A 25,563-nucleotide genomic window follows, 5' to 3' on the forward strand; every position below is an offset into this window, starting at 1 on the left:
TATGCTCTAAAAAGGAAGTGTTCGATGAATACAATCCAGCCCCATTTCTCACCCGGTGACCAGATGGTTGACCGTGACCTGTTTCGCAGCGCCATGGCGAGCGTCGGTGCTGCCGTCCATATCGTGACGACGGATGGCGCGGCGGGCCGGGCGGGCTTTGCCGCCACGGCCATATGCAGTGTCAGCGATACGCCGCCGACGCTGCTCGTCTGCCTCAATCGCTCCAGCTCGGTCTATCAGGCCTTCAAGGAGAATGGCGTGCTGACGGTCAATACGCTGACGCCTTCGCATACCGTCCTTTCCGGCCTGTTCGGCGGCAAGACGCCGATGGAGGAACGTTTTGCCGCTGCCCGTTGGCTGAAAGGCGAGACCGGCGCGCCGGTTCTGGCCGATGCCGCCGTCTCCTTCGATTGCATCATCGATACGCGCGTCCCATCCGGAACCCATGATGTGCTGTTCTGCCGTGTCGTCATGGTGCGGGAGGGGCAGACAGATGACGTGCTGGCCTATCACCAGCGCCGTTACCATCGGCTTGGTCAGCCCTCCCTGCTGGAGGGCTGATAGATTTCTGCCCGGAGTTGGTTAAGCACAAAGGTGCCGCGCTACCAGATCTTGCGAATGAAGCTGAGCTGCAGATAGTTCCCCTCAAAGGCGTTGCGGGAATAGACATCGGTGAGAAATTTCAGCGAGATGGTGCTGCGCGATTCCGGAAAGTCCACCGCGAGGATCGGCCCGATCCGGATGGATTTGTGCCGTTGGCCGTCGGTTGCGGGAACGGCGGGTGAGCCGTCATCGTCCTGCACCTGCCATTTGATGTTTCCAGCCAGGCCGAACTGGTAGCGATTGTAACGTTCCGTCACCGCGAAATCGGCAGAAAGATAATCGCCGTCACGATAGGTGAAGCCACCGGTGGAATCGTCCCGGTCGAAATTATGATTGTAGAAGAGGCGGGCCGAAAATTCCGTGGCGTCCAGCAGAATGGGCCTTGTGCGGTAGGTGACGGCAATATTGGGAGAGAGAACCCAGTTGTTGAAGCCCGGATTGCCCACGGCGCCATTGTCGAACTTGCCGATGGGGGCGGTCACACCCACGCCGAGGCCCAGGGTGAAACCGACCGGCATGGGTGGCACGAAATCGGCGCTGGGTTGTGGCTGTCCGGGCGCCGTGGCCGGGGGGCCCTCATACCAGCTCTTCGACCAGAAGAAGAGGTCGGAATAGGCATCGAAAAAGCCGGTATTCCTGTTGGTCAGCGTCACGGGCAGGGTCTTGGTGATGGTGAGGTCGTGCTTGCCGTAAACGAAGATCAGCGAGGAGGCCACCCGGCCGCCCAACACCTCCTCCGGATAGATGAACATGCCACCCAGTTGTCCCTGGAAGAGGTGTTCATTGGTATCGGGATACATTTCATGCCCGCTGCCGTCATTGAGCCGATCCCGCCAATTGCCCCAAAGGCCGCCAATGGCGTAGAAGCCGGGCTCCGGTGGCAGCTCTGCCGCACGGATGTCGCTGGTCGCGCCCGGTGTCGAGGTCTGGTAGAATTCCGCAGCACCTGCCGGGCCAAAGGCCAGGCACAGCATCAGGCCGGATAGGCCAAGCTGAAAGCTCCATTTTCTGTTTTTCACTCTCGGGTCCCCCTTTTTTCAGCAGTTCCGGGAAAAGTGTGGTCGCGGTGTTTCCCCCGGATCGTCTCTTGATCAATGCATCGGTATTGCTGCGGTCCCCGTGGTGGCGGGTTCGCGCAGCGACCGGCCAAACATCAGGCCGATGAGCAGCAGGGCTGCGGCCAATCCTGTTGCGATGGTGAAGGACGCCATGGCCTCCACCATGCCGCCGGCGGCGGTCGAAACACCCCCCACAAGGAAGGGGCAGAGGAACTGACCGATGAAGAACATCGAGGTCCAGATGCCGGAAGCGCGGCCCCGATAGTCTTCCGGCAGCCTGCTCATGGTGAAGGCCAGCACCAGCGGCAGAGAGATGCCGCAGCCGATATTGTTGATAAACATGCCGGTGATGGCGCCGGGCAGCGAGGGTTGGGTATGGAGAAGCCAATAGCCCAGCGCCTGCAGGGCCATGGCGCCTGCCAGCAACGCACCGATGGACCTTTGCGACATGAAGCGGAAGAGAGCGGCCCCTGCCACCACCCCGAGCGAACCCATGGCGCTGGCCAGACCCAGTATGGCGGGATCGGAAAAGCCGCGCTCCGTCAGCACCAGCGAAATATGGACGGGCGTGACGTAGAAGAGGGCGCCGCAGATCAGGGTGATAAACAGACAGCCGATGAAACGAAGTGTCATCAATCGCTCCGAACTGGAAGCAGATTTCCCTTCCGGTGTGGTGTTTCGCGCGGGTTCGAAGATCAGGGCAAGGATGAGCGGCAGAAACAGGACGGTACCGCCATAGACCAGAAATGGGGCCCGCCATGTGTAGGAGCCGAGGGCGCCTGCCAGCACGAAGCATACCGTCGCCACCAAGGCTGCCGAACCGAACTGTACGGACAGCCAGTGCGCCCGTCTTTCCCCGGTGAAGTAATCGCAGATCAGCGCCGTACTCGCTGTCATCACTCCGGCCTCTGCAACGCCGACGACGATGCGCGTCAGGATGATGCCGTAGAGATTGTCGATCCAGAAGGGTGCGATGCCAGCCAGGGCATAGACCGTCAAGGCGGCCATCAGCAGCCGCCGTCGCCCGAAACGGTCGGCCAGCAGGCCAGCAACCGGCGCCAGCAGCGCCACCAGCAGAGCAGGCGTGACCAGGGCCACCGGCGCCAGCAGCGCGGCATGGGGAACTGCCGAAAAATGCTCGATCATATGGGGCAGAACCGGCGCGAACAGGGTTGAGCCGATCGGTGCCAGCCAGGCTACGGCCACCAGAAGCAGCCCCTGACGATATCCTGCATTGCGATGCTGCATGGTTTCCTCCTCCCGGGCAGCCGTCCCCGTTTGCGGGGCGCGGGCGTGCCGCACTCCTCATGAGAGCATCGGACCGAAAAGCGGGAACCGGTTTTCGGAGACATCCGACGCAAGAATGTTGATCTCGCCTGCTGAGGCTTTTCTGCTCGGCCAGCGCCCCCCTCTGGAACAAGGAGCGGGTGCCTGGCTCGATCGTGCCCGGATGATGTGACAGGGCGCTTCCTCCGCCGCCCTGCACTGCCGTGGCGCTGCAACCCTTACCGCTGGACGGTGATCAGGTGATCGGTCGTGAATTCCTCAATGATCCACTTGCCGTTGAAGCGGCCAAGGCCGGAGTTCTTCTCGCCGCCGAACATCACATGCGGATAGTCATGAATGGTGATGTCGTTGATATGCGTCATGCCCGCTTCGATGCGCTGGGCAAAGGCAAGGCCCCGGGCTTCATTGCCGGTGAACACGGCGCTCGACAGGCCGAATTCGGTGTCGTTGGCGAAAGCGAGGGCCTCCGCCTCGTCCCGTGCCCGGATGATGGGTGCGACCGGGCCGAAAATCTCGTTGCGGGCAAACTTGCTGTCATTGGTGACCTCGGCAAAGACATGGGGAGCCACCACACGTCCCTCGATCGGTCCTGAAAGGCATTCGCGGAAGCCGCTGGCCCGGGCAAGAGCAATGGCCGCGCGGACATTGCGAAGCTGATTATCATTGCAGAGCGGGCCGACCAGCGTATCCGGGGCGTTGGGGTCACCGAACTTTACCGCTTTCGCCGCCTCCGTATAGGCTTCGACAAAGCGGTCGTGGAGCGACGCATCGACGATGATGCGATTGGTGCTCATGCAGATCTGCCCCTGGTGCAGGAAACGGCCCATCAGGGCGGCATGGACCGCTTTCTCCAGATCGGCATCATCCAGCACGACCAAGGGCGCATTGCCGCCCAGCTCAAGGCCGATCCGCTTCAGCAGGGGGGACTCGCCCGCGACCCTGGCAATATGCCTTCCGACCGGGGTTGATCCGGTAAAGGTCAGCACGCGGGGAACCGGGTGACGGGCAAAGGCATCGCCGATGACGGAGGAGCTGCCGACCACGACGTTGAGCACGCCAGGTGGCAAACCGGCCTCTTCATAGATCTTCGCCAGAAGGAGACCGCCGGTGACCGGCGTATCGTTCGAGGGCTTGAGCACCACGGCGTTGCCCAGCGCCAGTGCCGGGGCGACCGAGCGGTTGGAGAGATGAAAGGGGAAATTCCACGGGCTGATCACGCCGACGACCCCGACGGGCTTCTTGTAGACGCGCGCCTCCTTGCCGGGCCTGTCCACCGGCATCAGATATCCATGGGCGGCGGCTGGCATGGTCGCGGCTTCCAGCATGCCGGCGCGGACGGCACCCCATTCTATCCCGGCCTTGATCCGGGTGCTGCCTGCTTCCTGGATCAGCCAGTCGATGATTTCATCGCGGCGGCTGTCGAGGATGGCGACGGCGCGGAGAAAGACGGATGCGCGTTCCGAAGGCGCCGTTGCCGCCCATTGGCCTTGCGCTTGTTGTGCGGCGGCGAAGGCCCGATCCAGATCGGCAAGGCCCGCCTGCGAAATCTCGGCGAGAACGGCATCGTCATAGGGATTGTGGTCGAGAAGGGCCGTCCCTTCGCTGCCCGCAACCCACTGACCGGCAATATATTGGCCTGTAAAGCCCTGATAGGCGGGAAGAAAGCGGGTGGGCATATTGACGTTCTGTTGCACGCGAGCCTCCTCATGCAAGGCTTCAGACACAGGTTCGCAGCCGCCCGGAAAGACCGGCGCCGTGGGCAACCCAATCGTGATGAAGCAATCTCCTCTGGAAAGGACCATACAGCAGGAATTTGTAGAACGTCAATATAAATTATTAGATTTTGATAATTTCGGACTTTTATATGGGCCGAATTTTTACGAAAATGCATTTCATCCAAAAGCCTGCCAGGGTCGGAGTGAGACTGGCAGGCCTTTAATCGCAATACAGGTTATCTCACATTGGTCCGCTGCCTGGTTTCAGGCAGCGCTCAGCACGTTGCCGGGTACCCAGTTGCCGTGCAGCGACATGCGAAGCCGCATGGGAAGCTTGATGGTCGCGATCGGGCCTTCATCGATATGCTGGGCATCGAGCACCAGCAGGTCGGTGCTGCGCTCGGCCAACTGGTTGCACAGGCCGATGACGTAGCCTTCGCCTTCCGGGGCATCGGCACTCTTTGGCACGAAGATCGGCTCCTGGAAACAGGACTGGTCGTCGGCAAACCAGGTCTTCGTCTTGCCGGTCACCACATTGAGATGGGCCAGTTGATTGAAGAACTGGAAGGGGCGGGGGCCGATCCGTGCCTCGTCATAGGGCTTGGTCGGATCCATGGCGAGCATGAAGCCGTGATTGTACGGCTGGCCCATGTAGCGGTCGTCGCTGCGGGGAAACTCGCAGGCAAAGCGGGTCAGGGCTGTCATCTCCAGCCCGCTGGAGCTGGATGTCATGTCGATGGTGACCCGCATCATGTTGGACGACAGCGTCTCCGGCGGCGGGACGGTGCCGTCTGCCTGCGGGAAGAAGTAGAAAATGTTGCCGCTGGTCACCGGCATGTCAATGTAGATGCGGTCCCTGTCGTCGAAGGCGTTCAAGGTATGGCCCTGGAAACCGTTGGGGGCGGTGAACCAGCGCACGTCGCGACCGTCGCCGTCCCGGCGCATCACGCCAAACAACTGGTCGAGGCCCGGCTGCCACTGAAAATGCTTGCCGCCCTGCTTCATCCGCTCCACGTCGATGGTCAGCGGCATCAGCGGGAAAACCACGTAATGTTCCGTGACGGCAAAGTCGTGGATCATTGCGGCATAGGGTGCGACGATCCAGGTTTCGCGCTTCTTGCGGCCATGCGCATCGATCTCGTAATAGACGATATCCGGCGTTGCCTCGCCCTTGGCCTCATAGCCGAAGCAGAGGAGGTCGCCGGTTGCGGGATCGATCTTCGGATGCGCCGTGAAGGTGGCGCTGGTCAACTGGCCGTTGAAATCCCAAAGACCGATGGTTTCCAGTGAGACCGGATCAAGCGCATAGGGGGCGCTGTCTTCCTTGAGTGCCAGAAGCTTTCCGGCATGGACGATGACATTGGTGTTGGCGGTGCTGTTGTTCAGATCCTGCACGCTTGGATCATTGGTATAGGGATTGCGGTAGACGCCATGCAGCGAGGCACGGGCGGCACGCTGCGCCTTCAGGCGCTCCGTCATCACATAGCGGCGCTGAAAATCCACATGACCCTTCTTGAAACGGAAGGCGCTGATGGCGCCGTCGCCGTTGAAGAACATGTCCGTGCCCAGCATGGGCGGATATTGCGGATCGGGTGCAACCTGGAAAAACGTGCCGTCGATCTCCTCCGGAACCTTTCCTTCCACCTCAAGATCGAACACCTCACCCTCGAAGCGGGCGGGGGTGTAAAGGGCGCCGGTGAATTCTGGAATGCGGGGAAACGGTGTGGTCATTTGAACCTCCTCATAACCGTACAGATAAGTACTATTATAGAGAATGATCTTTGTCAACTTAACAATACGGATCATTACGGTTATAAGGAGGTCATGCGAGTCAAGACAGACAAGAAAAGAAATGAAATCATTGCGATAGCCGGTGCCCTCTTTCTGGAGCACGGTTACGGTGCCGTTTCCATGGCCACCATCGCAGCGGCGGTGGGTGGCTCGAAGGGCACGCTTTATGGCTATTTCGCCTCGAAGGAGGACCTGTTTGCCGCCTTTGTCATCAAGGCGGGAGAACAGCGGTGGGAGGAGTTCATTGCTCTGCCGGAAGGCCCGGCGAGCCTTGAGCAAAAGCTGAAAATCCTGGGCCAGCACTATCTGCGTTTTCTGCTATCGGCCGAAATCCAGGCCGTGAACCGGCTGGTCATCGGGGAGGCGGGCCGATTTCCGGAACTGGGCGGCATCTTCTACGAAAACGGTCCCCGCACGGTGATCGGTACCTTGGCCAAGGCCCTGCAAACCTCGGCGGATGCGGGGGAACTTGCGCTGGAGGATCCGATGGATGCGGCCTGGCAATTCAAGAGCCTCTGCGAATACCGGCTCTTCGAGGAAAGCCTCTGGGGCTTCCGCACCGCAACGGGCGAGGCGGAAATCGCACGCAATGTCGATCATGCTTGCCGGATATTTCTGAAGATCTATGCTGCATGATCTCCCGATCAGCCCGCTGCGGCACGATCCTTGCCGCTGAGAGCACGCGACAGCAGGTCGGCGGCGGGCATCAGGGTCATCAGCAGCCGCCGTTCCACGCCGTCATTGCTGTCATCGGAACGGATGATCAGGCTCATGCTGGCGTGGATGGCGGCCTCGGGGCAGGACACGGCAACGGAAATGCCGACGAGACCCTTATCCACCTCGCCGCGTGTGATGGCATAACCCTGGCGACGAATAGCGGTCAGTTTCGAAACCATGTCCTGTTGCAGATCGCCGTCCTGTCCCGCAGCCTTGAGGATCTTGCCAAGCCGGGCGCGCGGCAGTTGCGCCAGAATGGCCTTGGAGGTTGCACCCTTCAGCAGCGGCATGGGCCTTCCGCGTTCATAGCTGGTGTCGATGGTGTTATTGGGCGTGCGGTGATCCACCACGCAGATCACCTCTTCGCGATAGAGCCGGGCGATGACGGCCACACACGGCACCTGTGCCGCAGCCAGCACATCCAGAAGCATCGGCTCTCCCTCACGGATCAGCGGATCGCAGAGGCGCAATCTCCGGTCGAACTCAATGAATGCGGCTCCCAGGCGGTAATGGGCCTCGATGGAGGGATCGAGAAAGCCCTGGCTCACCAGTTCCCGCACGGTGCGATAGACAGTGCTGGCCGGAACATCGACGGCGACGGCCATGTCCTGAATGGTCCAGTCCGGCTTTTCTGAGTCGAAAAGCCTCAGGATTTCGACAAACCGATCCAGTCCCGCCATGACGATGCTCTGCCTTTTTCTGCAAAAAGTCTTGCAGGTTGGCATTAAACGAAAAATCGGGCCGCTTCTATCCCCTCATTTCTCAAAGTCATGGGTGTGAGGTGCTGTCGTCGAGTCCGCTGTTGCGAGCTGGAATGCTCCAAAGCCATCAGGAGGCATTGGCAAGCGGTTGAATCCGGACCGGCGCGGGGGCGAGAGACCTCACCTTGTCGGCAAGGCTGGCGGCATCCGCAACCGGAACGGCGGCGGCGATATAACGGTCGCGCCTCAAAAGCAGGGCATGTCCCAGATAGGCCTGCATGTCCCGCCTGCTGAAAAGGCGGCTGCACTCCCGGTACACTGGAAAGCCATTTTCCACCGGGTTCATCCATTCCGGGGTAATGCCTGCCACATGAGCACCTGCGGCTTGCAGCGCTGCGACGGCGTCCTTCCCGAGAAGGCGGTCCGGATAGGGGGCGAAGACAAGCACGACCGGCCTGTCCGGCAGAACCCGATCCAGCAGCATGCGGCGGCGCGTGACATCTTCTACCTCAGGCTGGGGCACCAGCCGCCCGACCATGGTGGTTTTTTCAGGACGGCCGTCGGGCCAGAGCAGGCCCGCGCGGAAGCGTGGCTTCGGCTTGTAGCGCATCTGGGCGAAGTAATCGCGTGCAGGCGGGTAAAGGCCCAGTGCGCGAAAGGCCATGCGGGTGAGGAAGGCTTTGCGGCCATTGGTCGGCATCATTACCTGCCCCATGCGCAAGGCAAGTTCGATCATGTCCCAGGCATGGGGACGGCGTTCAATTTCGTAGCTGTCGAGAAGCTCTGCCGGCAGATCTTGAGCCCCCACGGCTTCCGCCAGTTTCCAGGCGAGATTGTGTGCATCCCGCAGGCCGCTGTTCATGCCCTGGCCGGCAAAGGGCGGTGTCAGATGCGCCGCATCTCCGGCGAGGAAGATGCGCCCCTCACGCCAGCGCTCGGCCAGCCGGGCATGAAAGGTGTAAACGCGCACGCGCCGGAATTCGCAATCCCGGTCGGGCCCGACCCGAGCGAGCATATCGCGCACAAAGGCTTCGTCGGTCACGGCACGCTCGTCCTCACCGGCATGCAGCATGAATTCATAGCGGCGAATATTGTCAGGCCCGGGCAGGGAAATGCAGGGACGCGCCGGATCGCAATGCACTTCGGTGTGCCGGAAGCGGTTTTCCGTTCTGACAAGGTCGATGATCAGCCATCGCTCGGTAAAGGTGGAGCCGACCAGCGAAATACCGAGTTTGCTGCGCGTGGGCGAACGCCCGCCATCGCAGGCCACCATATAGCGGGCCTGGATTTTCTTCTGGGAGCCCGGCCCCCTTGCGATCTCCACCTGGACGGATCGCTCGGTCTGGTGGAAGGCTTGCATTTCCCAGCCGAAAAGCTGGGTGACATTGGCAAATCGGGAGAGACCGTCGCGCAGAAGGGCTTCCAGTTCCGGCTGCTGGAAGGCATTCCGCTTGTCGAAGCCATAGTCGCGCGAGGTCGGCTCTACCGTCAGGAAAAGGCGTCCGCCTGGCGACAGATAGCGCGAGCCGTAGCCGCGCGCCACGATGGCTTCAACCGCACCGTCCAGGCCCATGGCCTGCATGGTGCGCATGGATTCGTCATCGATGGAGACGGCGCGCGGCTCCTGAACCGTCGTCAGGTTTCGCTCGATAAGCGCCACGGTCAGCCCCATGCCGCCCAGAAGATTGGCAAGGGTCAACCCGGTTGGTCCGGCGCCGACAATGGCGATATCGACCGTCAGAACAGGCTCGGCGGCAGTCATTGGCGTCTCCTCTCCGCAATTTTGCAAGTCACTTTCGCCGGTCAGCATAATATGACCGGTTTCAGGAGCGCAGGATCGCCTCGCCCCACTTGTTCAGCGTGCGGGGATGCTGGGGCCAGTCCACGGTGTCGCGGTCGTAGATCACTTCCAGTTCGGCGGAAATCTCGATCCAGTTGCCATCCGGGTCGGTGATGAAGATGAAGAGGTTGTTGCCCGGACCGTGGCGACCGGGCCCCCAGGACAGCTGGATATCGCGGGCGGCAAGGTGGTCGCACCAGTCACGAATGTAGATCCATTCGCCTGCCTCGTAGGAGTGATGGTCCACGCCCACACGGCCCGGCGTATAGAAGCAGGCAATGGTGTGATGTTCGTGATTGGAGGTGGTGAAGGCGGTGGCCATGCGTCCGTCTTCGTGCAGCACCCGGTCGGTCAGCTGAAAGCCGAGCTTGCCGACATAGAAGGCGACGAAGGCTTCGAGATCTTCCGAGGCATAGGTGAGATGCTGCGTCGGGCCCTGGATGCCTTTCAGGCCGGGCCTGTCGGGTTTGGCAACGCCGAAGCAGACGAGACGGCCATCAGGGTCGCGAACAGCAAAGGCCCCTTCCTCGAAATAGGGCGAGGGGCTGGCCAGCACCGGAATACCCTCTGCCTCCACGCGTGCCCGCAACAATGCCAGCCCCTCGGCATTGCGGCAGGCAAGACCGGAATAGGCAAGTTTCTTGTCCGCGCCGGAAACGGCGATGAAGCGGCGCTTCGGCCCTTCGCAGCGCCATTCCGCGCCGACCTGCGACACTTCCATATCCATGGCATCGGCATAAAACCGAGCCAGACGCTCGGGATCGGAGCTTTCGAAGGCAACGTGATGAAGATAGGCGCCAGCGTTAACGGCAGTAAAGGCCATAAAATCCTCCCTTGGTGGTTATGGCCATTAATTATCAAAATTTGATAATTTTACAAATGAAAAATCGCTGGCGATAGAAAAAATGAAAGAAGCGCCGATCTGGTGGGTTCAGATCGGCGCCTACATTGCTTTTGGCATTTACAGGAAAGTGCGTTGCGGTTTTGTGTTCGGAACCACTTTTAGAGCGTTTCATTGTTTCATGGAAACATTGAAACGCTCTAACTTTTTGTTTTTACGCATTTCCGGACGGAAAACCGGTTCCCACTTTTCTCGGGACAATGCTCTAATGGGCCGGATGGGCGTTGGCGTCCGGCGAGGGTTCTGATGTATGCGCCTGCTCGGCGGATCCTGCCTTGGCGATCAGCACATAGGCCACCGGCACCACGAAGAGGGTGAACAGCGTACCGATGGAGAGCCCGGAGGCAATCACCAGACCCATGTTGAAGCGGGAGGCCGCACCCGCGCCGCTGGCGGTGATCAGCGGAATGACGCCGAGCACCATGGCGGCGGTGGTCATCAGAATGGGCCGCAGGCGGATTTCGGCGGCTTCGACAATGGCCTGCCGCTTGGTCTTGCCGGCATTGCGGTGTTCGTTTGCCACTTCCACCATCAGGATGCCGTGCTTGCTCACAAGGCCCATCAGCGTCACCAGACCCACCTGGGTGTAGATGTTGATGCTGGCGCCGCCGAGGCCGAGGCTGATAAAGATCAGCGCGCCAGCGAGCGACATGGGAACCGAAACCAGGATCACGATCGGATCGCGGAAGCTGTTGAACAGGGCCGACAGCGCCAGGAAGATGATGATCAGCGCGAAGGCGAAGGTCTGTACGAAGCCGCCGGATTCCTGCTCCAGCTGCCGCGATTGGCCGCCGTAGTCGACCGAGTAACCCGGCGGCAGCGTGTCTGCCGCCAGTTGCTTCAGGGTTGCAACAGCATCGCCCATGGCCACGCCCGGCATGGCGACGCCGGAAATGGTGGCGGCGTTGACCTGCTGGAAGTGGTTATAGGACTGCGGCCCGACGGCGGTCTCGATATGGGCGATGGTCGAGATCGGAATGCTCGTGCCGTCGCTGGTCTTGATATAATAGTTCAGCACATCCTGGGCATTGAGGCGCGACATCTGCTGGACCTGCGGAATGACCTTGTAGGAGCGGCCATCGAGGCTGAAATAGCCGGTGTAGTTGCCGCCCAGCATGGTGGCCAGTGCGCTGCCGACATCCGACATGCTCAGGCCCATCTGGGCTGCCTTCTCACGGTCGAACACGATCCGCGCCTGTGGCTGGTCCATCTTCAGGTCATTGTCGAGGAAGATGAATTTGCCCGTCTTTAGAGCCTTGGCCATGAAGTCCTTGGAGACATCGTTGAGCTGGCCGAAGTCATTGGTGGTGGTCAGCACGAACTGGATCGGCAGACCGTTACTGCCCGGCAGCGGCGAGGTCTGGAAGGCAACCGTCTTGACGCCGGCAATGCTGTTCAGCTGCTGCTGGATCACCGGTTGCAGGGTCTTGGTCGTCTTGTCGCGCTGGTCCCAGGGTTTCAGCACCCAACCGGCAATGGCCTGACCGGGGGCGTCGATCTGGAAGACGATGTTCGTCTCCGGATGGCTGGCATAGATATTATAGGCCTGGTTGGCATAGAACTGCCGCTGTTTGAGCGTCGAGGTCGGCGAGGCGGTGGTCTGGGCCAGGATAATGCCCTGGTCCTCCTCCGGCGCCAATTCGCTGGTGGAGACGCTGTAGAGCCAGTAGATACTGCCCAGCACGATCACGGCGAAGACCACGACGACGGACATGGTGTTCAGCGTGCCTTCCAGCGCGCGGCGATAGCCGCGGCTCAGCCGCTCCATGAAGCGGTCGATGCCATGCACCAGCCGCGCCTCCAGCGACTTGCCATCCTTGGCGATGGGCTTCAGCAGATAGGCGCAGTTCATCGGTGACAGCGTCAGCGCAATGATGGCGGACACCGTCACCGCACCGGCCAGGGTGAAGGCGAATTCGGTAAAGAGGGCGCCGGTCAGGCCGCCCTGGAAACCGACGGGCACATAGACGGCGATCAGCACCACCGTCATGGCGACAATCGGGCTTGCCAGATCGCGGGCGGCCTGAAGGGCTGCATCCAGCGGCTTCATGCCCTCTTCCATATGGCGGTTGACGCCTTCCACGACGATAATGGCGTCATCCACCACAAGGCCGATGGCCAGAACCAGCGCCAGAAGGGTGAGGAGGTTGATGGAAAAGCCCATGAAGAGCATCAGAGCGAAGGTGCCGATCAACGACAGCGGAATGGCGACGATCGGGATGAGCACCGAGCGCCAGGAGCCGAGAAAGGCAAAAACCACCACGGTGACGATGATACCTGCCTCAAAAAGCGTATGGATCACCTCATCGATGGAACTGTTGACGAAGTCGGTGGAGTCGTAGATCACCTCGCCCGTCAGACCGGCCGGAAGCTGGGCCTTGATCTCCGGCAGCACGGCCTTGACGCCGTTGATCACGTCGAGAAGATTGGCGCTCGGCGCAACCTGGATACCGATATAGACGGCAGACTGGCCGTTGAAGCTCGTTGCGGAATCATAGTCGTCGCTGCCAAGGGTGACATTGGCCACATCCTTGAGCCGGATGATGGCGCTGTTGGTCTGCTTGACGACGAGGTTGCGGTATTCGTCCAGCGAATGAAGATTGGTCGAGGAAGACAGGTTGACCTGCACGAGCTGGCCCTTGGTGGTGCCAAGCCCCGAGATGTAGTCGTTGGTGGTGAGCGCCGTCTTGACGTCCGAGGCGCTGAGCCCATAGGCCGCCAGCTTGATCGGGTCGAGCCAGGCCCGCAGCGCGAATTTCTTCGCACCCAGCAGTTCCGCCGTCTGCACACCCTGGACCGCCTGCAATTTCGGCTGAACGACGCGGGTCAGGTAATCGGTCACCTGATTGGGGGCGAGGACGTCGCTCTTGAAGCCGAGATACATCGAGTCGATGGTCTGGCCCACCTTCAGCGTCAGCACCGGCTGCTCCGCACTGGAGGGCAACTGGTTGATGACGGAATTGACCTTGGTGTTGATTTCCGTCAGCGCCTTGCCGGAATCATAGTTCAGGCGAAGGTTGACGGTAATCGTGCTCGTGCCCGTCTTGCTGGTCGAGGTCATGTAGTCGATGCCGTTCGCCTGGGCGATGGCGTTTTCCAGCGGCGTGGTGATGAAACCGGCAATGATGTCGGAATCGGCCCCGGCATAGGTGGTGGTGACGGTAACGATGGCATTCTGCGTCCGCGGATATTGCAGGATCGGCAGCGTCGTCATCGATTTCAGGCCGAGCACGAGAATGAGGGCGCTGACCACCAGCGCCAGCACGGGCCGGCGCACGAAGATATCGGTGAAGCTTTTCATGGCGAGATCCTATTGATCCGTAACCGCGGGTGCGTCTTCGGCGGGCGGCACCTTGCTGTTGTCGACGATAACCGGCGAGCCGTTGCGCAGCTTGAGTGCGCCTGCAATCACCACCTGATCGCCGGCTTTGACACCGCTAGTGATGGCGACATTGTCGCCGCGCACGCCGCCGGTTTTCACGAAGACCTGACGCACCGCATCATGCTGCGGATCGCCCTGAGCCTTTCCATCCACCACAAAGACGCTGTCACCATAGGGATTGTAGATGATCGCGGTCTGCGGCAGCGTCACGAGCTGCTGGACCGTGCCGACGGAGATGTTGACGCGGGCAAACATGCCCGGCAGCAGCGCTTCGTCGGCATTCTTGACAGTGGCTCGAACCTGCACGTTGCGGGAGGTCGAATCCACCTTCGGATTGATGGCGGAGATCTGGCCGGTAAAGGTTCTGCCGGGATAGACATCGACGGTGGCGGTGATGTCCTGGCCAACCTTCAGGCGGCTCAGCGCCTGCTGCGGCAGGTAGAAATCGACATAGAGCGGATCGAGCGCCTGCAAGGTCACCACCGAGGTGCCCGCCGTCAGATATTCGCCGAGATTGGCGGAGCGAATGCCGAGCCTGCCGTCGAAGGGGGCTTTCAGCGTCTTCTGGCCGACCACGGCTTTCTGCTGGTCCACCAGCGCCTGGGCGTTCTTGACATTGGCAATGTCGGTATCGACCGTTGCCTGGCTGACGGCCTTGATGGCGGCCTGTGCCTTATCGCGCTCCAGGGTGATGTGATAATTGTCGAGCGTGGCCTGCAACGAGGCGAGCTTGGCGATATCTTCCTGGGCGTCGAGTTCCAGCAGCGTCTGGCCGGTGGTGACGGTATCGCCGGAGTTGAAGCTGATCTTCTGGACGATCCCTGAAACTTCCAGTGCCAGATCCGCGCCATTGACGGCGGTAAAGGAGCCGACGGCTTCCAGCTTGTCCTGCCAGTCGGTCTGGGCGGCCACGGCCGTGGACACGGTCTGGGCAGGATTGCTCATGCTTGCCATCACCTTCTGGATGATGCCGGCCTTGAAGTTCTGGAACCAGTAGAGCCCGCCAAAGACAGCGCCGGTGGCGAGCAACATGATCACCATTCGCTTGATCATTGCGTTTGGACCTTCTTGTTCTGAGAGAGTGTGGAGGATGAAAGTGCGGCAGACTGGGCAGGTCCTGCGAAATGCCCCGGCTTGATCCGCGGATAGGCTTGTTCCGTCTGGTCGTCCCGGTTCCACCAGCCGCCGCCGAGCGACTGGTAGAGCGCCACCGTGTCCGTGTAGCGGGTGGCCTGCGCCTTGACGCGGGTAATGACGGCATTCTGATAGGTCTGCTGGGCCGTGGAGACGGTGGGGTAATCCACCGCTCCGGTCTTGTACTGTTCCTGCGCCATGATCAGGCTGTCATGCGAGGCCTTTTCAGCCGTCATGTCCGCCTGCAGCGCCTTGGCGTCGTACTGGATGGCGCGCAGACTGTCGGCCACGTTCTGGAAGGCGGAGATGACCGTGCTCTTGTAGGTGGCCAGATCCTGCTCGAAGGTCGCCACACTGGCTTCCTTCGTATGGTAGAGGGTACCACCATCGACGAGCTTCTGGCTGACGGAGGCCGCCACCGTCCAGGCAATGGTCTCGGCTGAGAACAGCTTGCCGGGCGAACCGGCATTGCTGCCATAGCTGGCGCTGAGGCTGACCTGCGGCAGCATGTTGGCGATGGCGACGCCGACACTGGCGGTTGCCTCGTGCAGGGTGGCTTCGGCGGCGCGGATATCCGGCCGCTGGCGCACCAGGCTGGAGGGAAGGCTGACCGGCAGGGTGCGGGGCAGGCTGAGGCTGGCGAGGTTGACGCTTTCGCCCCTGTCCTGGTTCGGCAGACGGCCGAGATAGGCCATCAGCGCATTGCGCTGCTGGGCGCGCTGCTTCTGGAGCGAGGGCAGGGTAGCTTGCGTCTGCGCCAGCGTCGATTGCTGCGAGAGCACGTCCGAGGCAGGCACCGCGCCGAGCGCGAACTGCCGCTGGATGCGGGTCAGTTGATCCTGCTGCAGACGGACGATGTCTTCCGTCGCCGCGATCTGGGCCTGAAGCGAGGCATCGGTCAGGGCGGCGGTCACGACATTGGCCGTCAGCGACAGATAGGTCGCTTCCAGCTGGAAGCGCTGGTAATCCGCCGCCGCCCATTTCGCCTCGATCTGCCGCCGGGTGCCGCCGAACAGGTCGAGACTGTAGGACACATCCACCGAGGCATTGTGCAGCGTGTAGATGGAGGCGGGCGTACCGCCACTGGCGGAGGACCGTTCGCGGGTGGAGGTGCCGCTGGCGCTGACCTGCGGAAAGAGGCCGCCCTGTTCGGCCAGCGCCGTTTCCCGCGCGGCGCGCAGCGCATATTGTGCCGATGCCACATCCGGATGGTTGCGCACCGCCTCTTCCACGAAGGCATTGATCTGCTTGGAGTTGAACAATGTCCACCAGGCCGGATTGACATCGCTTCCCACTGCAAACCGCTGCGATTGCCCCCCGGTAATGCCCTGGGCGGCGGCCGTCTGGCCAAGTTTTTCCTTGGTATAGCCTTCCACCTTCGGGGCATCCGGCGGGTTGAAATCAGGCCCGGCGGTGCAGCCGCCAAGAAGCACGGTCAAAAGACCGAGGGCATGGGCGCCCGGGCGCAGACCGCCGAAAGCGGAACAAGGCTGGCGGACGTTCATTGTGCTGCCGAGAGACTGCAACTTTTGAGGGGAGGGGCCGGATGGCGGCAATACCGCACGGCACCTTTCCCGGAGACTGGTTGTTAAGGGGAATTGAAGCATGGCATTCCGGAAATGTGCACGATGCTTTTCCAGGGCCTGCTTGATAAGAACCGCGACACTATCCGTCATGGGCTACTACCGATTGAACCGAACCGTTCAGTTTGTTTGACGCAGATTGCAGCCTATTGTACAAATGTCAAGAGAGAACTGAACTGTTCAGTTTAGGTGCGGGGAGGCGAAAATGAAAGCGAATGTGGAAACGGAGGCCGACGGGCGGGCAGAGGCCGGTGAAGCGCGGCCTCGTGAAAGCAGAAAGCCCGATCTCATCCTGGAGGCGGCCCGTTCCATTTTTCTGGAGCAGGGCTATGACCGCAGCAGCATGGACATGATTGCCCAGCAGGCAGGCGTATCCAAGGCCACGGTCTATGCGCATTTCGAGAGCAAGGAAGCCTTGCTGTCAGCCTTGGTGGAAAATGAGTTCGACAATGACGGCCAGACGGATCTTTGGGATCGTAACGAGCCCATCACGGATATCGAGGCTTCGCTGCGGCAGCTCGCGCGAAATTTCACCCGCTTTTTCCTGACGGACAAGGGCCTTGCCTTCCACCGGCTCATCATGGCCAATGCCTCGCGCTTTCCAGAAACGGCCGAGATCTTCATGAAGGCAGGCCCGAGACGTCAGCGCGCCGAGGTCGGTGCTTTTCTGCGACAGGCCTGTTCGGAAGGATTTCTGGAGATTGCGGAGATCGAACTGGCCGTCCAGCAATTCCTGAGCCTCGTGCAGGGCGATTTGCCGCTGAACTGGGCGCTTTCCATGAAGCCGCCGGAGCAGAGCCAGTATGACGCCCTGATCGAGGGCGGCGTGCGGGTTTTTCTGGCCGCCTATGGCCACAAGAAGGCGGCATGACCCCGTTGACGACGTGACGCATTCTCAGATCTTGCCGTTTCGAGAGTTGATTCTCAAAGCGGGGATATGGTCCGCATCCTTAAGCCTTGTTATGAACGGCACATCCCAATCGGATCGACCTGCTTCGGGGGATCCGGAATTCCTGAAGAACGAGGCTGTCATGCTCCCTGACCTATCCGACCCGAGCGTGATCGAGACACCCGCAGTCCTGGTCGATCTGGATATCGTCAAGCGGAATATTGACCGTTTTCAAAGCTATGCGGACGGACACGGGCTTCGGGTCCGGCCGCATATCAAGACGCACAAACTGCCCGCCATTGCCGAAATGCAACTTCAGGCGGGTGCCTGCGGCATCACCTGCCAGAAGGTCTCGGAAGCCGAGGCGATGGTGGCGGGGAGCGAGGCGATTACCGATGTGCTCATCACCTATAATATTCTCGGTGCAGCCAAGCTGAAGCGGCTCAAAGCCCTTTCGGAAAAGGTTTGCCTGTCGGTGGTGGCAGATAGCAGGGCCGTGGTCGAAGGTCTGGCAGCCGCTTTCAAGGAAGCGGCAAAGCCTCTTGCCGTTCTTGTCGAATGCGATACCGGGGCGAACCGGTGCGGTGTCGCGTCACCGGAAGAGGCCGTTGCGCTTGCAGAGTTCATTGCCGCACAGCCGGGCCTCGTCTTTGGCGGGCTGATGACTTATCCGCCCGCCGGGGCGGAGGCCGCTGTCGAGACCTTCATGACGGCTGCCAAAGCCGGTATCGAGGCGAAAGGGCTTGCCGTACCGGTCGTCACGTCGGGAGGGACGCCTTCGATGATGCAGGCGGCCAGAGCGCCGGTTGCCACGGAATATCGCCCCGGCACCTATGTCTATAACGACCGCTCGCTCGTCTCTCGTGGGGCGGCGAGCTGGGGCGATTGCGCCCTGACCGTGCTTGCCACCGTCGTCTCCGTTCCCGCGCCCGATCGTGCGGTGATCGATGCCGGATCGAAGACCTTGACCTCCGATCTTCTCGGCTTGACCGGCTATGGTCACGTCCTGGGACGCGACGATATCGCCATCGACCAGTTGTCGGAAGAGCATGGGCGGCTGGTGAGCACCGGGCCAATCGGCCTTTGCGTGGGTGACACGGTGCGCATCGTGCCGAACCATGCCTGCGTGGTGAGCAATATGGTCGATGAGATCCTGGTGATCGGCGATGGCCGGACCGCGCCGGAGCGCTGGCCGGTGGTAGCGCGGGGCCGCATCCTTTAGTTGCGAGCATGTTCGGACGGAAAGCCGGTTCTCACTTTGCTCTGACGTTTATACCAAGGCCGAAGATGCTAGAGCATAATTCGACCGGAGTGAAACGAGGATCGATAAAATTATGCTTCAAAAATAAAAGGTTAGAGCGCCGATCTGATTCAATCAGATCGAAAAGCGCTCTAACGCATCCTCGCCTTGAAAGAATTTCGAATATCTCAAATGCATCAAGGGCTTGAGATATTCGAAAAGGGAATACGAAGAGTCATTTTCCATGACTCTTCGTATTACACCCGCGCGGCGTCGATAATAGCCTTGAAAAGCCTCAGGTCGTCGGCGGAGTCGGCGGGCGGCGTGCGATTTTCCCCGCCTTCGGTGACCGCTGCGTGGAAAGCGCGCAGTTCCACATCGAACGGATCCTGATGGAAGGGGCCAAGCCTCGTCAGGCTGTTGCCGTCCTCGCTTGAGGTCTGGAGGTCCAGCGTCATCGGCAGATTCCGGATATAGGGAGTTGGGTAATCGAAGGCGAGCCGCGTCCAGCGGGTGTTGATTTCAAAACCGGCTTCGAAGCGCACCACATCGCCAATCATGCATTCGTAGAGGGCGGTGAAGGGACCGTAATCGAACATGACCGTGATCTGCGCTCCGCCCTGCTTGATGCTTGCGGCTCTCACCGCCTTCGGGACCCCGAGCAGGTCCCGCATGGCGGAGAGAGAATGGGAGGAAAGGCCGGTGAGCACCGTATAGGCGGTGCGAAGTTCCGGTGAAGCATCGGCGCCCAGCACGCTGTCCAGCATTGATGCGCGAAGGGTGCGGCCTTCCTCCAGCAGATCCTGAGGCAAATCGTTTTGCGGTGTCACGACGTTGTCGGTCTGACGGAAATACCAGGGGCCTTCGCAGATAACGTCCCGCACCCGGACATAGGTAATGTCTTCCGCTACGGGCAGATGGGCCTTGGCCGCCAGGAAGGCCGGTGCGAAGCGGCGCATATAGCCGACCATCGCCACCTTGCCGCTGCTTTCGGCGACGGCGGTCAGCGCTTGCAGGTCGTCGAGGGTCAGGCAGCATGGCTTTTCGATCAGCACATGCTTGCCGGCCATGAGGGCCGCACGCGCGTGGGCGCCATGAAACTGGTCGGGGCTCAGCACCATCACGGCATCGATATCGGCAGCCGCAAACATGGCCTCGGGCGTTTCGTAGAGGGTCTCTATCCCCCAGCGCGCGGCAATGGCGCGGCTGACGGAGGCTGAAGGATCATAAGCGCCAGCCAGTGTGAAGAGGTGGCCCAGCCGTTGCAGAATGGGCAGATGAATGAGCTGGGCAACCTCGCCGAGCCCCAGCAGGCCGAGCCTGATCATGATCGAATTCCTGTTCCTGAACGGCGCTTCACAAGCGTGAAGGCTGTTACTGTCTGCAATGACTGCAAATAAATACATATAAAGGATTTTATCAAGGAGTTTTTGAGCGGCGCCTGCGCTTCTAGCCGTTACGGTTTATCTTCCGCTTCCGGTCTAATACCGAAATGATCAGAGATTTCGATGAAAAATCAGCGAAATCTGGTCGACGCTCTTGGGCTGGCCCTTTTCCAGCTTTTCACCTTTTCGAGAATGGATTAAAGATTGCGTTAGAGAATTAAATAAGCGGAGACAAGCGATGAAACTGGCAACGGCGCCTGATGCCTGGGGTGTGTGGTATGCGGAAGACCCGCGGCAGACGCCCTGGGAGCGCTATCTGGACGAGGTGCGCGATGCGGGCTTTACCGCCACTGAAACCGGCCCCTGGGGCTATCTGCCGACCGATCCGGCCCGGCTTTCCGATGCGCTTTGCGCCCGCAGTCTCTCGGTCTGCGGTTCAGCGCTTGTCCATCTTCTGGCGCCCCAAGATGCCATGCAGAGCTTGCGCCCCCGGCTGGAGCAGACCTGCGGGCTTCTCAAGGCCATGGGCGCAGAATGGGTGGTGCTGATGGACGACAGCGATCTGCCGCCGCCGGGACAGGAGCGGGCTCTGACCCCTGACGCCTGGAAAGGCATGATTGCCAATGTCATCGAGGCTGCGCGCTATGTCTCGGGCGAGTATGGTCTTTCCTTCGTCTTCCATCCGCATGTAGGCTCCGGCGTCGAAACTGAGGCGGAAGTGGTGCGGCTTCTGGAGGAAACGCCTGCGGATCTGGTGGGCCTGTGCTTCGATTTCGGCCATCATGCCTATACCGGCGCGGATGCCGTTTCCTTCATGAAGCGCTATGCCGACCGCATTCCCTATTACCATTTCAAGAATGTCGATCCTGTGCTGCTGGAGAAGATAAAGCGCGAAGACATCGACTTCATCACCGGCTTCCAGTCCGGCGTCATGTGCGAACTGGACAAGGGCATGGTGGATTTTCGCGCGGTTGTGGATTTTCTCAACGCGCGTGACTATCAGGGCTATGTGGTATACGAGCAGGATATGTATCCTTGTCCGCCGGACAAGCCTTTCCCGATCGCCGTCCGCAATCGGAACGCCTTGAAGGCGCTGGGGCTGTGATCGGCGGAAGCGGTTGAGATGGCGCGGGTGATTAAGGCCGACAGCAATACACATCCCGGAGTGGCTGACGAGGGCGAGGACCGTATCGCCGGGAGCCGCATAGAGCACGCCCGCATTCACAACCGCCGCCTCGTGTTCGAGACGATCTTTCAGCGCGGCCCCATCAGCCGCGTGGAAATTGCCTCGGTCATCGGGCTGAAGCCGCAGACGATCTCCTCCATCACCCGCGAATTGCTGGAGCAGGGGCTGATCGTCGAGGCGGGGCGGTCGTCCGGTCTGCGCGGCCAGCCGCAGATCTATCTGGAGGCCAATGCCGAAGCCGGATTTTCCGTCGGCGTGCATCTCGACCAGAACCTGTGCAGCATTCTCGTGCTGGACCTGACGCGCAAGGAGCGGGCGCGGCGCGTGACGCGCCTCGATACTGCCGATCCCGCCGAGGCTGTGCGGGCGCTCGCCAGTTTACTGGCGGATTTGCTCGAGGAGCAGGGGCTTCCGGGGGAGCGGGTCTGGGGCATCGGCCTCGTGCTGCCCACCTTCGGTTCGGCGGATGACGCCTTCGATTTTTCCATGCGCCACTGGCAGGCATGGCGGGATTTTCCCTTTGCGGAAGAGCTGCAAAGGCTGACGGGTCATGCCATTCTGGTCGAGAATGATGCGACGGCTGCGGCCATCGGCGAGCGCATCCACAGGCCGGATACCCAGGACGCCACTTTCGTCTATTATTATATCGGCCACGGCTCCGGCGCCGGCCTGATCATCGATGGGTACCCTTACAAGGGGGCAGGCGGCATGGCCGGTGAAATCGGTCTTCTGCCCTTTGCCGGGCTCGGCGGTTCGCAAACATGGGCCGAAGCCGCTGAGGAAACGGCAGCGCAGGGGGGGCTGATCTCCATTGGCGGGCTCGGTCTTGCCTGCGGCCTCGGTCTCAATCCCGATCCGGCGCAGGTCCTGAATCTGCTGGCCCTGCGCGACCATCGCCTGATGGACTGGCTGGCCTCGGCGGCGCGGCTCTTGCGCGATGTCGTCGCTGTCATCGAGGTGATGTATGATCCGGGCTTCATCGCCGTGGGCGGCGCCCTGCCGCAGCCGTTGATCGAGCGGCTGGTGGATCGCGCCTATCCGCTGCGGCCGACCCCAGCGGCCCGGCGCGACCGTGTGCATGCGCGCCTGATCACTGCCCGGCTGAGCGAGGATGCCGCCGTAACAGGTGCGGCGATGCTGCCGATTTTCGTCAATACCAGCCACAATTTCCGCCATCTCTATATCCGGCAGAATCTGGCGGAGATCCGGCCTTTCGAGATTGCGAGCGGGGCCGTCTGAATAGGTTTTTTGGCGCTGTCATGCAGGCTCCGAGCGAAACACCACCTGTTCATCGCGGAAAAGCTGGTAGCGGCCAATCGAGAGCGGCAGTACGGCACCCTCCGGAATGCGCGTGGATTTTGGCGCCTGCACCTTCCATTCCATACTTTCGAGCGCAACGGTCACCTTGAAATAGGAGCCGTAATTGACAATGCGCAGCACGGTCGCGCCGCCCGTTGATGCATCGCTTTCGGCAAAGGCGATGTCTTCAGGCCGCACGGCCAGCATGGCCGGGCCATCCGCCACGGGGGCGGCGAGTTCAATGCCGCCCATCGTGATGCGGCCATGGGCGACGGTGACCGGAATGAGGTTCATGTCACCGATAAAGCCAGCCACGAAAGGGGTCGCCGGTGACGCATAGATATCGCCGGGCGTGCCCACCTGCTCGATGCGCCCCATGCTCATCACCACGATACGGTCCGCTACCGAAAGCGCCTCATCCTGTCCATGGGTGACGAAGATGGTGGTGATGCCCAGCGTCTTCTGGATCTGGCGCACCTCTTCCCGCAACCGGTCGCGCAGGTGCTGGTCGAGACTGGCAAAGGGCTCGTCCATCAGCAGGATTTTCGGTTCCAGCACGATGCAGCGGGCAATCGCCACCCGCTGCCGCTGCCCGCCAGACAACTGGCTGGGGCGGCGCTGGCCGTAATCCTGAAGGCCGACAAGGGAAAGCCCCGCCTCGACCTTGCGCTTGATTTCGGCCTTGCCGAAGCCCCGCAACTTCAGCCCGAAGGCAATGTTTTCGAACACCGTCATGTGCTGCCACAGGGCGTGGCTTTGAAACACCATGGCGGTCGGGCGCTTCTCCGGCGGATCGAAGGCGACATCGACGCCATCGATCAGCACCTTGCCGGCGGTTGGCGTTTCAAAGCCGCCTATCATCCGCAGCAGCGTTGATTTGCCGGAGCCGGAAGGGCCGAGCAGGCAGACCAGTTCGCCATTGGCCACCGACAGCGACAGCGGCTCGATAGCCGTGACGATGCCATAGGATTTCTGAATGTCGATAAGGTCAAGCGTGGACATGGAGTAAACAGCCTCGAAAGGAAGAAGGAAAACTCAGAGTGTTGTCCCGAGAAAAGTGGAACCCGGTTTCCCGTCCGGAAACACGTACAAACAAAGCGCTCTAGCCGCCTAGCCCCTTGGCAAAAGCATCGCCGCCGATCACCCGACGGGCCAGCAGGATGGCGACCAGGGACGGCATCCAGAGCATGACCGAGAGCACCGCGCCATATTGCACGACGAGCTGGTTATTGATCATCGACATCATCAGGAGCGGCATGGTGCGAATGCGTGGCGCGCCTACCAGCCAGGCACCTTCCGTTTCATAAAAGGTCCAGACAAAGGTCATCAGCAGGGCAGCCGCAATGCTAGGGAAAGCCTGGGGCAGGGTGATGTGCCAGAAGACCCGAAGCGGCGAGGCCCCCACATCGCGGGCTGCTTCTTCCGTTTCGCGCGGAATGGCACGGAAGGCGGCGGTGGGCAGCCAGATCATCAGCAGCAGCGTGTTGAGAAACTGGATGATCACCACGCCCTCGAAGGTGCCAACCAGTTCCAACCGCAGGAAAAGCACGGCAATCGCCACGATCAGCGCAAAGCGGGGAAAGGCATTTGCCATGAGAAAGGACATCATGAAGGTGGAGCGGCCCGGAAACTCCATGCGGGCGAAGGCATAGGCCGCAGGCAGGCAGATCGCCGCCGAAAGCGCGGTGACCGTCAGCGACAGTTTCACCGAGGTGAGCAGGGCCTGCCACACCTCTGGCCGCGCCAGCAATTGCTCCCAGAAGCGGAAGCCCCAGCGGGTGGGCAGCACGGCAGGATAGAACCATTGCTCCGCGAAGGCCCAGAGGAAGACGGTCGCCACCGGAAGAACGATGAAAAAGATCAGGAAGATCAGGATCAGCAGTCCGAATCCATTCCGTCTCAGCGCACCTGCCATGGTTCAGCGCTCCTCTTTTCGGGCGGCGAGCGAGCGCACATAGGCAAGGCCCGCCAGCGAGCAGATCAGGAAGGTGATGGTGGCCTGGGTTGCGGCCTGCAAGGGATCGCGAACCGAGACGAAGGTGCGGAGCATGAACGGTCCCATCATTTCCGGATTGGTCGGCCCCAGCATGAAGGGCATCAGCACCTGACCGAAAAAGCCGAGAAAATTCAGCGCACAGACGATCAGGATGGAATGGGTGATCTGCGGCAGAATGATCGAGCGCAGGATGCGCAGCCGCCCCGCGCCGACATCGCGCGCAGCCTCTATGGAGGCATCCGAAATGGTGCCGAGACCCGCGATCAGGATCAAAAGCGTCATCGGCATGCCATCCCAGATCAGCCCGATCACCGGCCCCCAGGGCGTGGTGATCGGTGAAGCGTAATGGGTGAAACCCACGGCAGAGAGCAGGCTTTGCAGCCAGCCATTCGGCCCGAGATAGCGGATCAGCGCATAGCAGATGATGATGCCCGGAACGAACATCGGAAACAGCGCCAGCCCCTGGATGAGGCCCGCCAGCCAGCCCCGCGTGAAGCGCATATAGAGCGCAATCGGCAGGTTGACGGCGACGATCAGGATCAGCGCCGCCGCCGTTGTCCAAAGCGTGCGCAGCAGATTGGCGAGACTATAAGGGTCGGTGAAGAAGAAAATATAGGTGGAGAGATCGAAGCCGATGCTGCCTTCGGGACGCTTGTGAAACAGCGTCCCGAAAATCGCCATCGCGGCGGGATAGAAGAGAAAGACGATGATCGCCATCACCGGGACGGCAATAAAGCCATAAGCCAGAAAATCGATCCGTCCTGACTGGTTTCTGGCAGCCATGGCCGCTCCTAGAGCATGTCCAGCAAAAGTGCGTTAGCGGTTTTGCGTCCGGACTGCGTAAAAACAAATAGAT

At 60.9% G+C, this 25,563-nt stretch carries 20 protein-coding genes; 6 read left to right on the plus strand and 14 right to left on the minus strand.

Annotation, left to right across the window (positions count from 1 at the left end; translation table 11 throughout):
• Window positions 1-24 precede the first annotated feature (24 nt).
• Window positions 25-561 (plus strand): flavin reductase, encoded by a 537-nt coding sequence (locus tag QO005_RS15430; protein ID WP_307158946.1) that lies wholly within the window; start codon window positions 25-27, stop codon window positions 559-561.
• A 41-nt stretch (window positions 562-602) separates the two neighbouring features.
• On the opposite strand, the gene QO005_RS15435 is transcribed toward QO005_RS15430, so the two are convergent.
• The 4 genes from QO005_RS15435 to QO005_RS15450 all read right to left on the minus strand — a co-directional run bounded on the left by QO005_RS15435 (window position 603) and on the right by QO005_RS15450 (window position 6,394).
• On the minus strand, window positions 603-1,622 hold the full coding sequence (locus QO005_RS15435) for a SphA family protein (protein ID WP_307158947.1): 1,020 nt from the start codon (window positions 1,620-1,622) through the stop codon (window positions 603-605).
• 72 nt (window positions 1,623-1,694) lie between these two features.
• Entirely contained in the window at window positions 1,695-2,909 is a 1,215-nt protein-coding gene (locus tag QO005_RS15440) for an MFS transporter (RefSeq protein ID WP_307158948.1), read from the minus strand.
• Window positions 2,910-3,166: 257 nt separating this feature from the next.
• The gene (locus QO005_RS15445) at window positions 3,167-4,642 is read right to left on the minus strand and encodes an aldehyde dehydrogenase family protein (protein ID WP_307158949.1); all 1,476 of its coding nucleotides are present in this window, start codon (window positions 4,640-4,642) and stop codon (window positions 3,167-3,169) included.
• A 285-nt stretch (window positions 4,643-4,927) separates the two neighbouring features.
• Window positions 4,928-6,394: a carotenoid oxygenase family protein gene (locus tag QO005_RS15450; protein WP_307158950.1), complete on the minus strand. Its 1,467-nt coding sequence runs from the start codon at window positions 6,392-6,394 to the stop codon at window positions 4,928-4,930.
• 93 nt (window positions 6,395-6,487) lie between these two features.
• Here QO005_RS15450 and QO005_RS15455 point away from each other — a divergent pair, with 93 nt between their 5' ends.
• Complete coding sequence (locus QO005_RS15455) at window positions 6,488-7,090, plus strand: TetR/AcrR family transcriptional regulator (protein ID WP_307158951.1); 603 nt, start codon at window positions 6,488-6,490, stop codon at window positions 7,088-7,090.
• A gap of 8 nt (window positions 7,091-7,098) precedes the next feature.
• On the opposite strand, the gene QO005_RS15460 is transcribed toward QO005_RS15455, so the two are convergent.
• From QO005_RS15460 to QO005_RS15485, 6 genes are all read right to left on the minus strand, one after another.
• Window positions 7,099-7,851: an IclR family transcriptional regulator gene (locus QO005_RS15460; RefSeq protein WP_307158952.1), complete on the minus strand. Its 753-nt coding sequence runs from the start codon at window positions 7,849-7,851 to the stop codon at window positions 7,099-7,101.
• Window positions 7,852-7,999: 148 nt separating this feature from the next.
• On the minus strand, window positions 8,000-9,634 hold the full coding sequence (locus QO005_RS15465; protein WP_307158953.1) for a bifunctional 3-(3-hydroxy-phenyl)propionate/3-hydroxycinnamic acid hydroxylase: 1,635 nt from the start codon (window positions 9,632-9,634) through the stop codon (window positions 8,000-8,002).
• A 61-nt stretch (window positions 9,635-9,695) separates the two neighbouring features.
• Window positions 9,696-10,535 carry a VOC family protein gene (locus QO005_RS15470; protein ID WP_307158954.1) on the minus strand — a complete coding sequence of 280 codons (840 nt, stop codon included), beginning with the start codon at window positions 10,533-10,535 and terminating at the stop codon, window positions 9,696-9,698.
• 283 nt (window positions 10,536-10,818) lie between these two features.
• Complete coding sequence (locus QO005_RS15475; RefSeq protein ID WP_307158955.1) at window positions 10,819-13,914, minus strand: efflux RND transporter permease subunit; 3,096 nt, start codon at window positions 13,912-13,914, stop codon at window positions 10,819-10,821.
• 9 nt (window positions 13,915-13,923) lie between these two features.
• On the minus strand, window positions 13,924-15,036 hold the full coding sequence (locus tag QO005_RS15480) for an efflux RND transporter periplasmic adaptor subunit (protein ID WP_442476354.1): 1,113 nt from the start codon (window positions 15,034-15,036) through the stop codon (window positions 13,924-13,926).
• An 8-nt stretch (window positions 15,037-15,044) separates the two neighbouring features.
• Window positions 15,045-16,634, minus strand: a complete 1,590-nt coding sequence (locus QO005_RS15485) for an efflux transporter outer membrane subunit (protein ID WP_307158957.1) — start codon at window positions 16,632-16,634, stop codon at window positions 15,045-15,047.
• A 283-nt stretch (window positions 16,635-16,917) separates the two neighbouring features.
• Between QO005_RS15485 and QO005_RS15490 the strand changes: the two genes are divergently transcribed.
• On the plus strand, window positions 16,918-17,583 hold the full coding sequence (locus QO005_RS15490) for a TetR/AcrR family transcriptional regulator (protein WP_307158958.1): 666 nt from the start codon (window positions 16,918-16,920) through the stop codon (window positions 17,581-17,583).
• Window positions 17,584-17,743: 160 nt separating this feature from the next.
• Entirely contained in the window at window positions 17,744-18,823 is a 1,080-nt protein-coding gene (locus QO005_RS15495) for a D-TA family PLP-dependent enzyme (protein ID WP_307158959.1), read from the plus strand.
• Window positions 18,824-19,098: 275 nt separating this feature from the next.
• Here the strand turns inward: QO005_RS15495 and QO005_RS15500 are convergent, their stop codons facing one another.
• Window positions 19,099-20,169 carry a Gfo/Idh/MocA family protein gene (locus QO005_RS15500; RefSeq protein ID WP_307158960.1) on the minus strand — a complete coding sequence of 357 codons (1,071 nt, stop codon included), beginning with the start codon at window positions 20,167-20,169 and terminating at the stop codon, window positions 19,099-19,101.
• Between the two features lie 295 nt (window positions 20,170-20,464).
• Here QO005_RS15500 and QO005_RS15505 point away from each other — a divergent pair, with 295 nt between their 5' ends.
• Together QO005_RS15505 and QO005_RS15510 are read left to right on the plus strand one after the other, a co-directional pair.
• Window positions 20,465-21,331 carry a sugar phosphate isomerase/epimerase family protein gene (locus QO005_RS15505; protein ID WP_307158961.1) on the plus strand — a complete coding sequence of 289 codons (867 nt, stop codon included), beginning with the start codon at window positions 20,465-20,467 and terminating at the stop codon, window positions 21,329-21,331.
• 18 nt (window positions 21,332-21,349) lie between these two features.
• Window positions 21,350-22,651 carry an ROK family transcriptional regulator gene (locus tag QO005_RS15510; protein ID WP_307158962.1) on the plus strand — a complete coding sequence of 434 codons (1,302 nt, stop codon included), beginning with the start codon at window positions 21,350-21,352 and terminating at the stop codon, window positions 22,649-22,651.
• An 18-nt stretch (window positions 22,652-22,669) separates the two neighbouring features.
• On the opposite strand, the gene QO005_RS15515 is transcribed toward QO005_RS15510, so the two are convergent.
• The 3 genes from QO005_RS15515 to QO005_RS15525 all read right to left on the minus strand — a co-directional run bounded on the left by QO005_RS15515 (window position 22,670) and on the right by QO005_RS15525 (window position 25,490).
• Window positions 22,670-23,713 (minus strand): ABC transporter ATP-binding protein, encoded by a 1,044-nt coding sequence (locus QO005_RS15515; RefSeq protein WP_307158963.1) that lies wholly within the window; start codon window positions 23,711-23,713, stop codon window positions 22,670-22,672.
• 100 nt (window positions 23,714-23,813) lie between these two features.
• Window positions 23,814-24,626 carry an ABC transporter permease gene (locus QO005_RS15520; protein WP_307158964.1) on the minus strand — a complete coding sequence of 271 codons (813 nt, stop codon included), beginning with the start codon at window positions 24,624-24,626 and terminating at the stop codon, window positions 23,814-23,816.
• Window positions 24,627-24,629: 3 nt separating this feature from the next.
• On the minus strand, window positions 24,630-25,490 hold the full coding sequence (locus tag QO005_RS15525; protein ID WP_307158965.1) for an ABC transporter permease: 861 nt from the start codon (window positions 25,488-25,490) through the stop codon (window positions 24,630-24,632).
• Between the last annotated feature and the right edge of the window lie 73 nt (window positions 25,491-25,563).

Origin of the sequence: Allorhizobium paknamense (assembly GCF_030815125.1) — a bacterium.
Classification (GTDB): Bacteria; Pseudomonadota; Alphaproteobacteria; order Rhizobiales; family Rhizobiaceae; genus Allorhizobium; species Allorhizobium paknamense.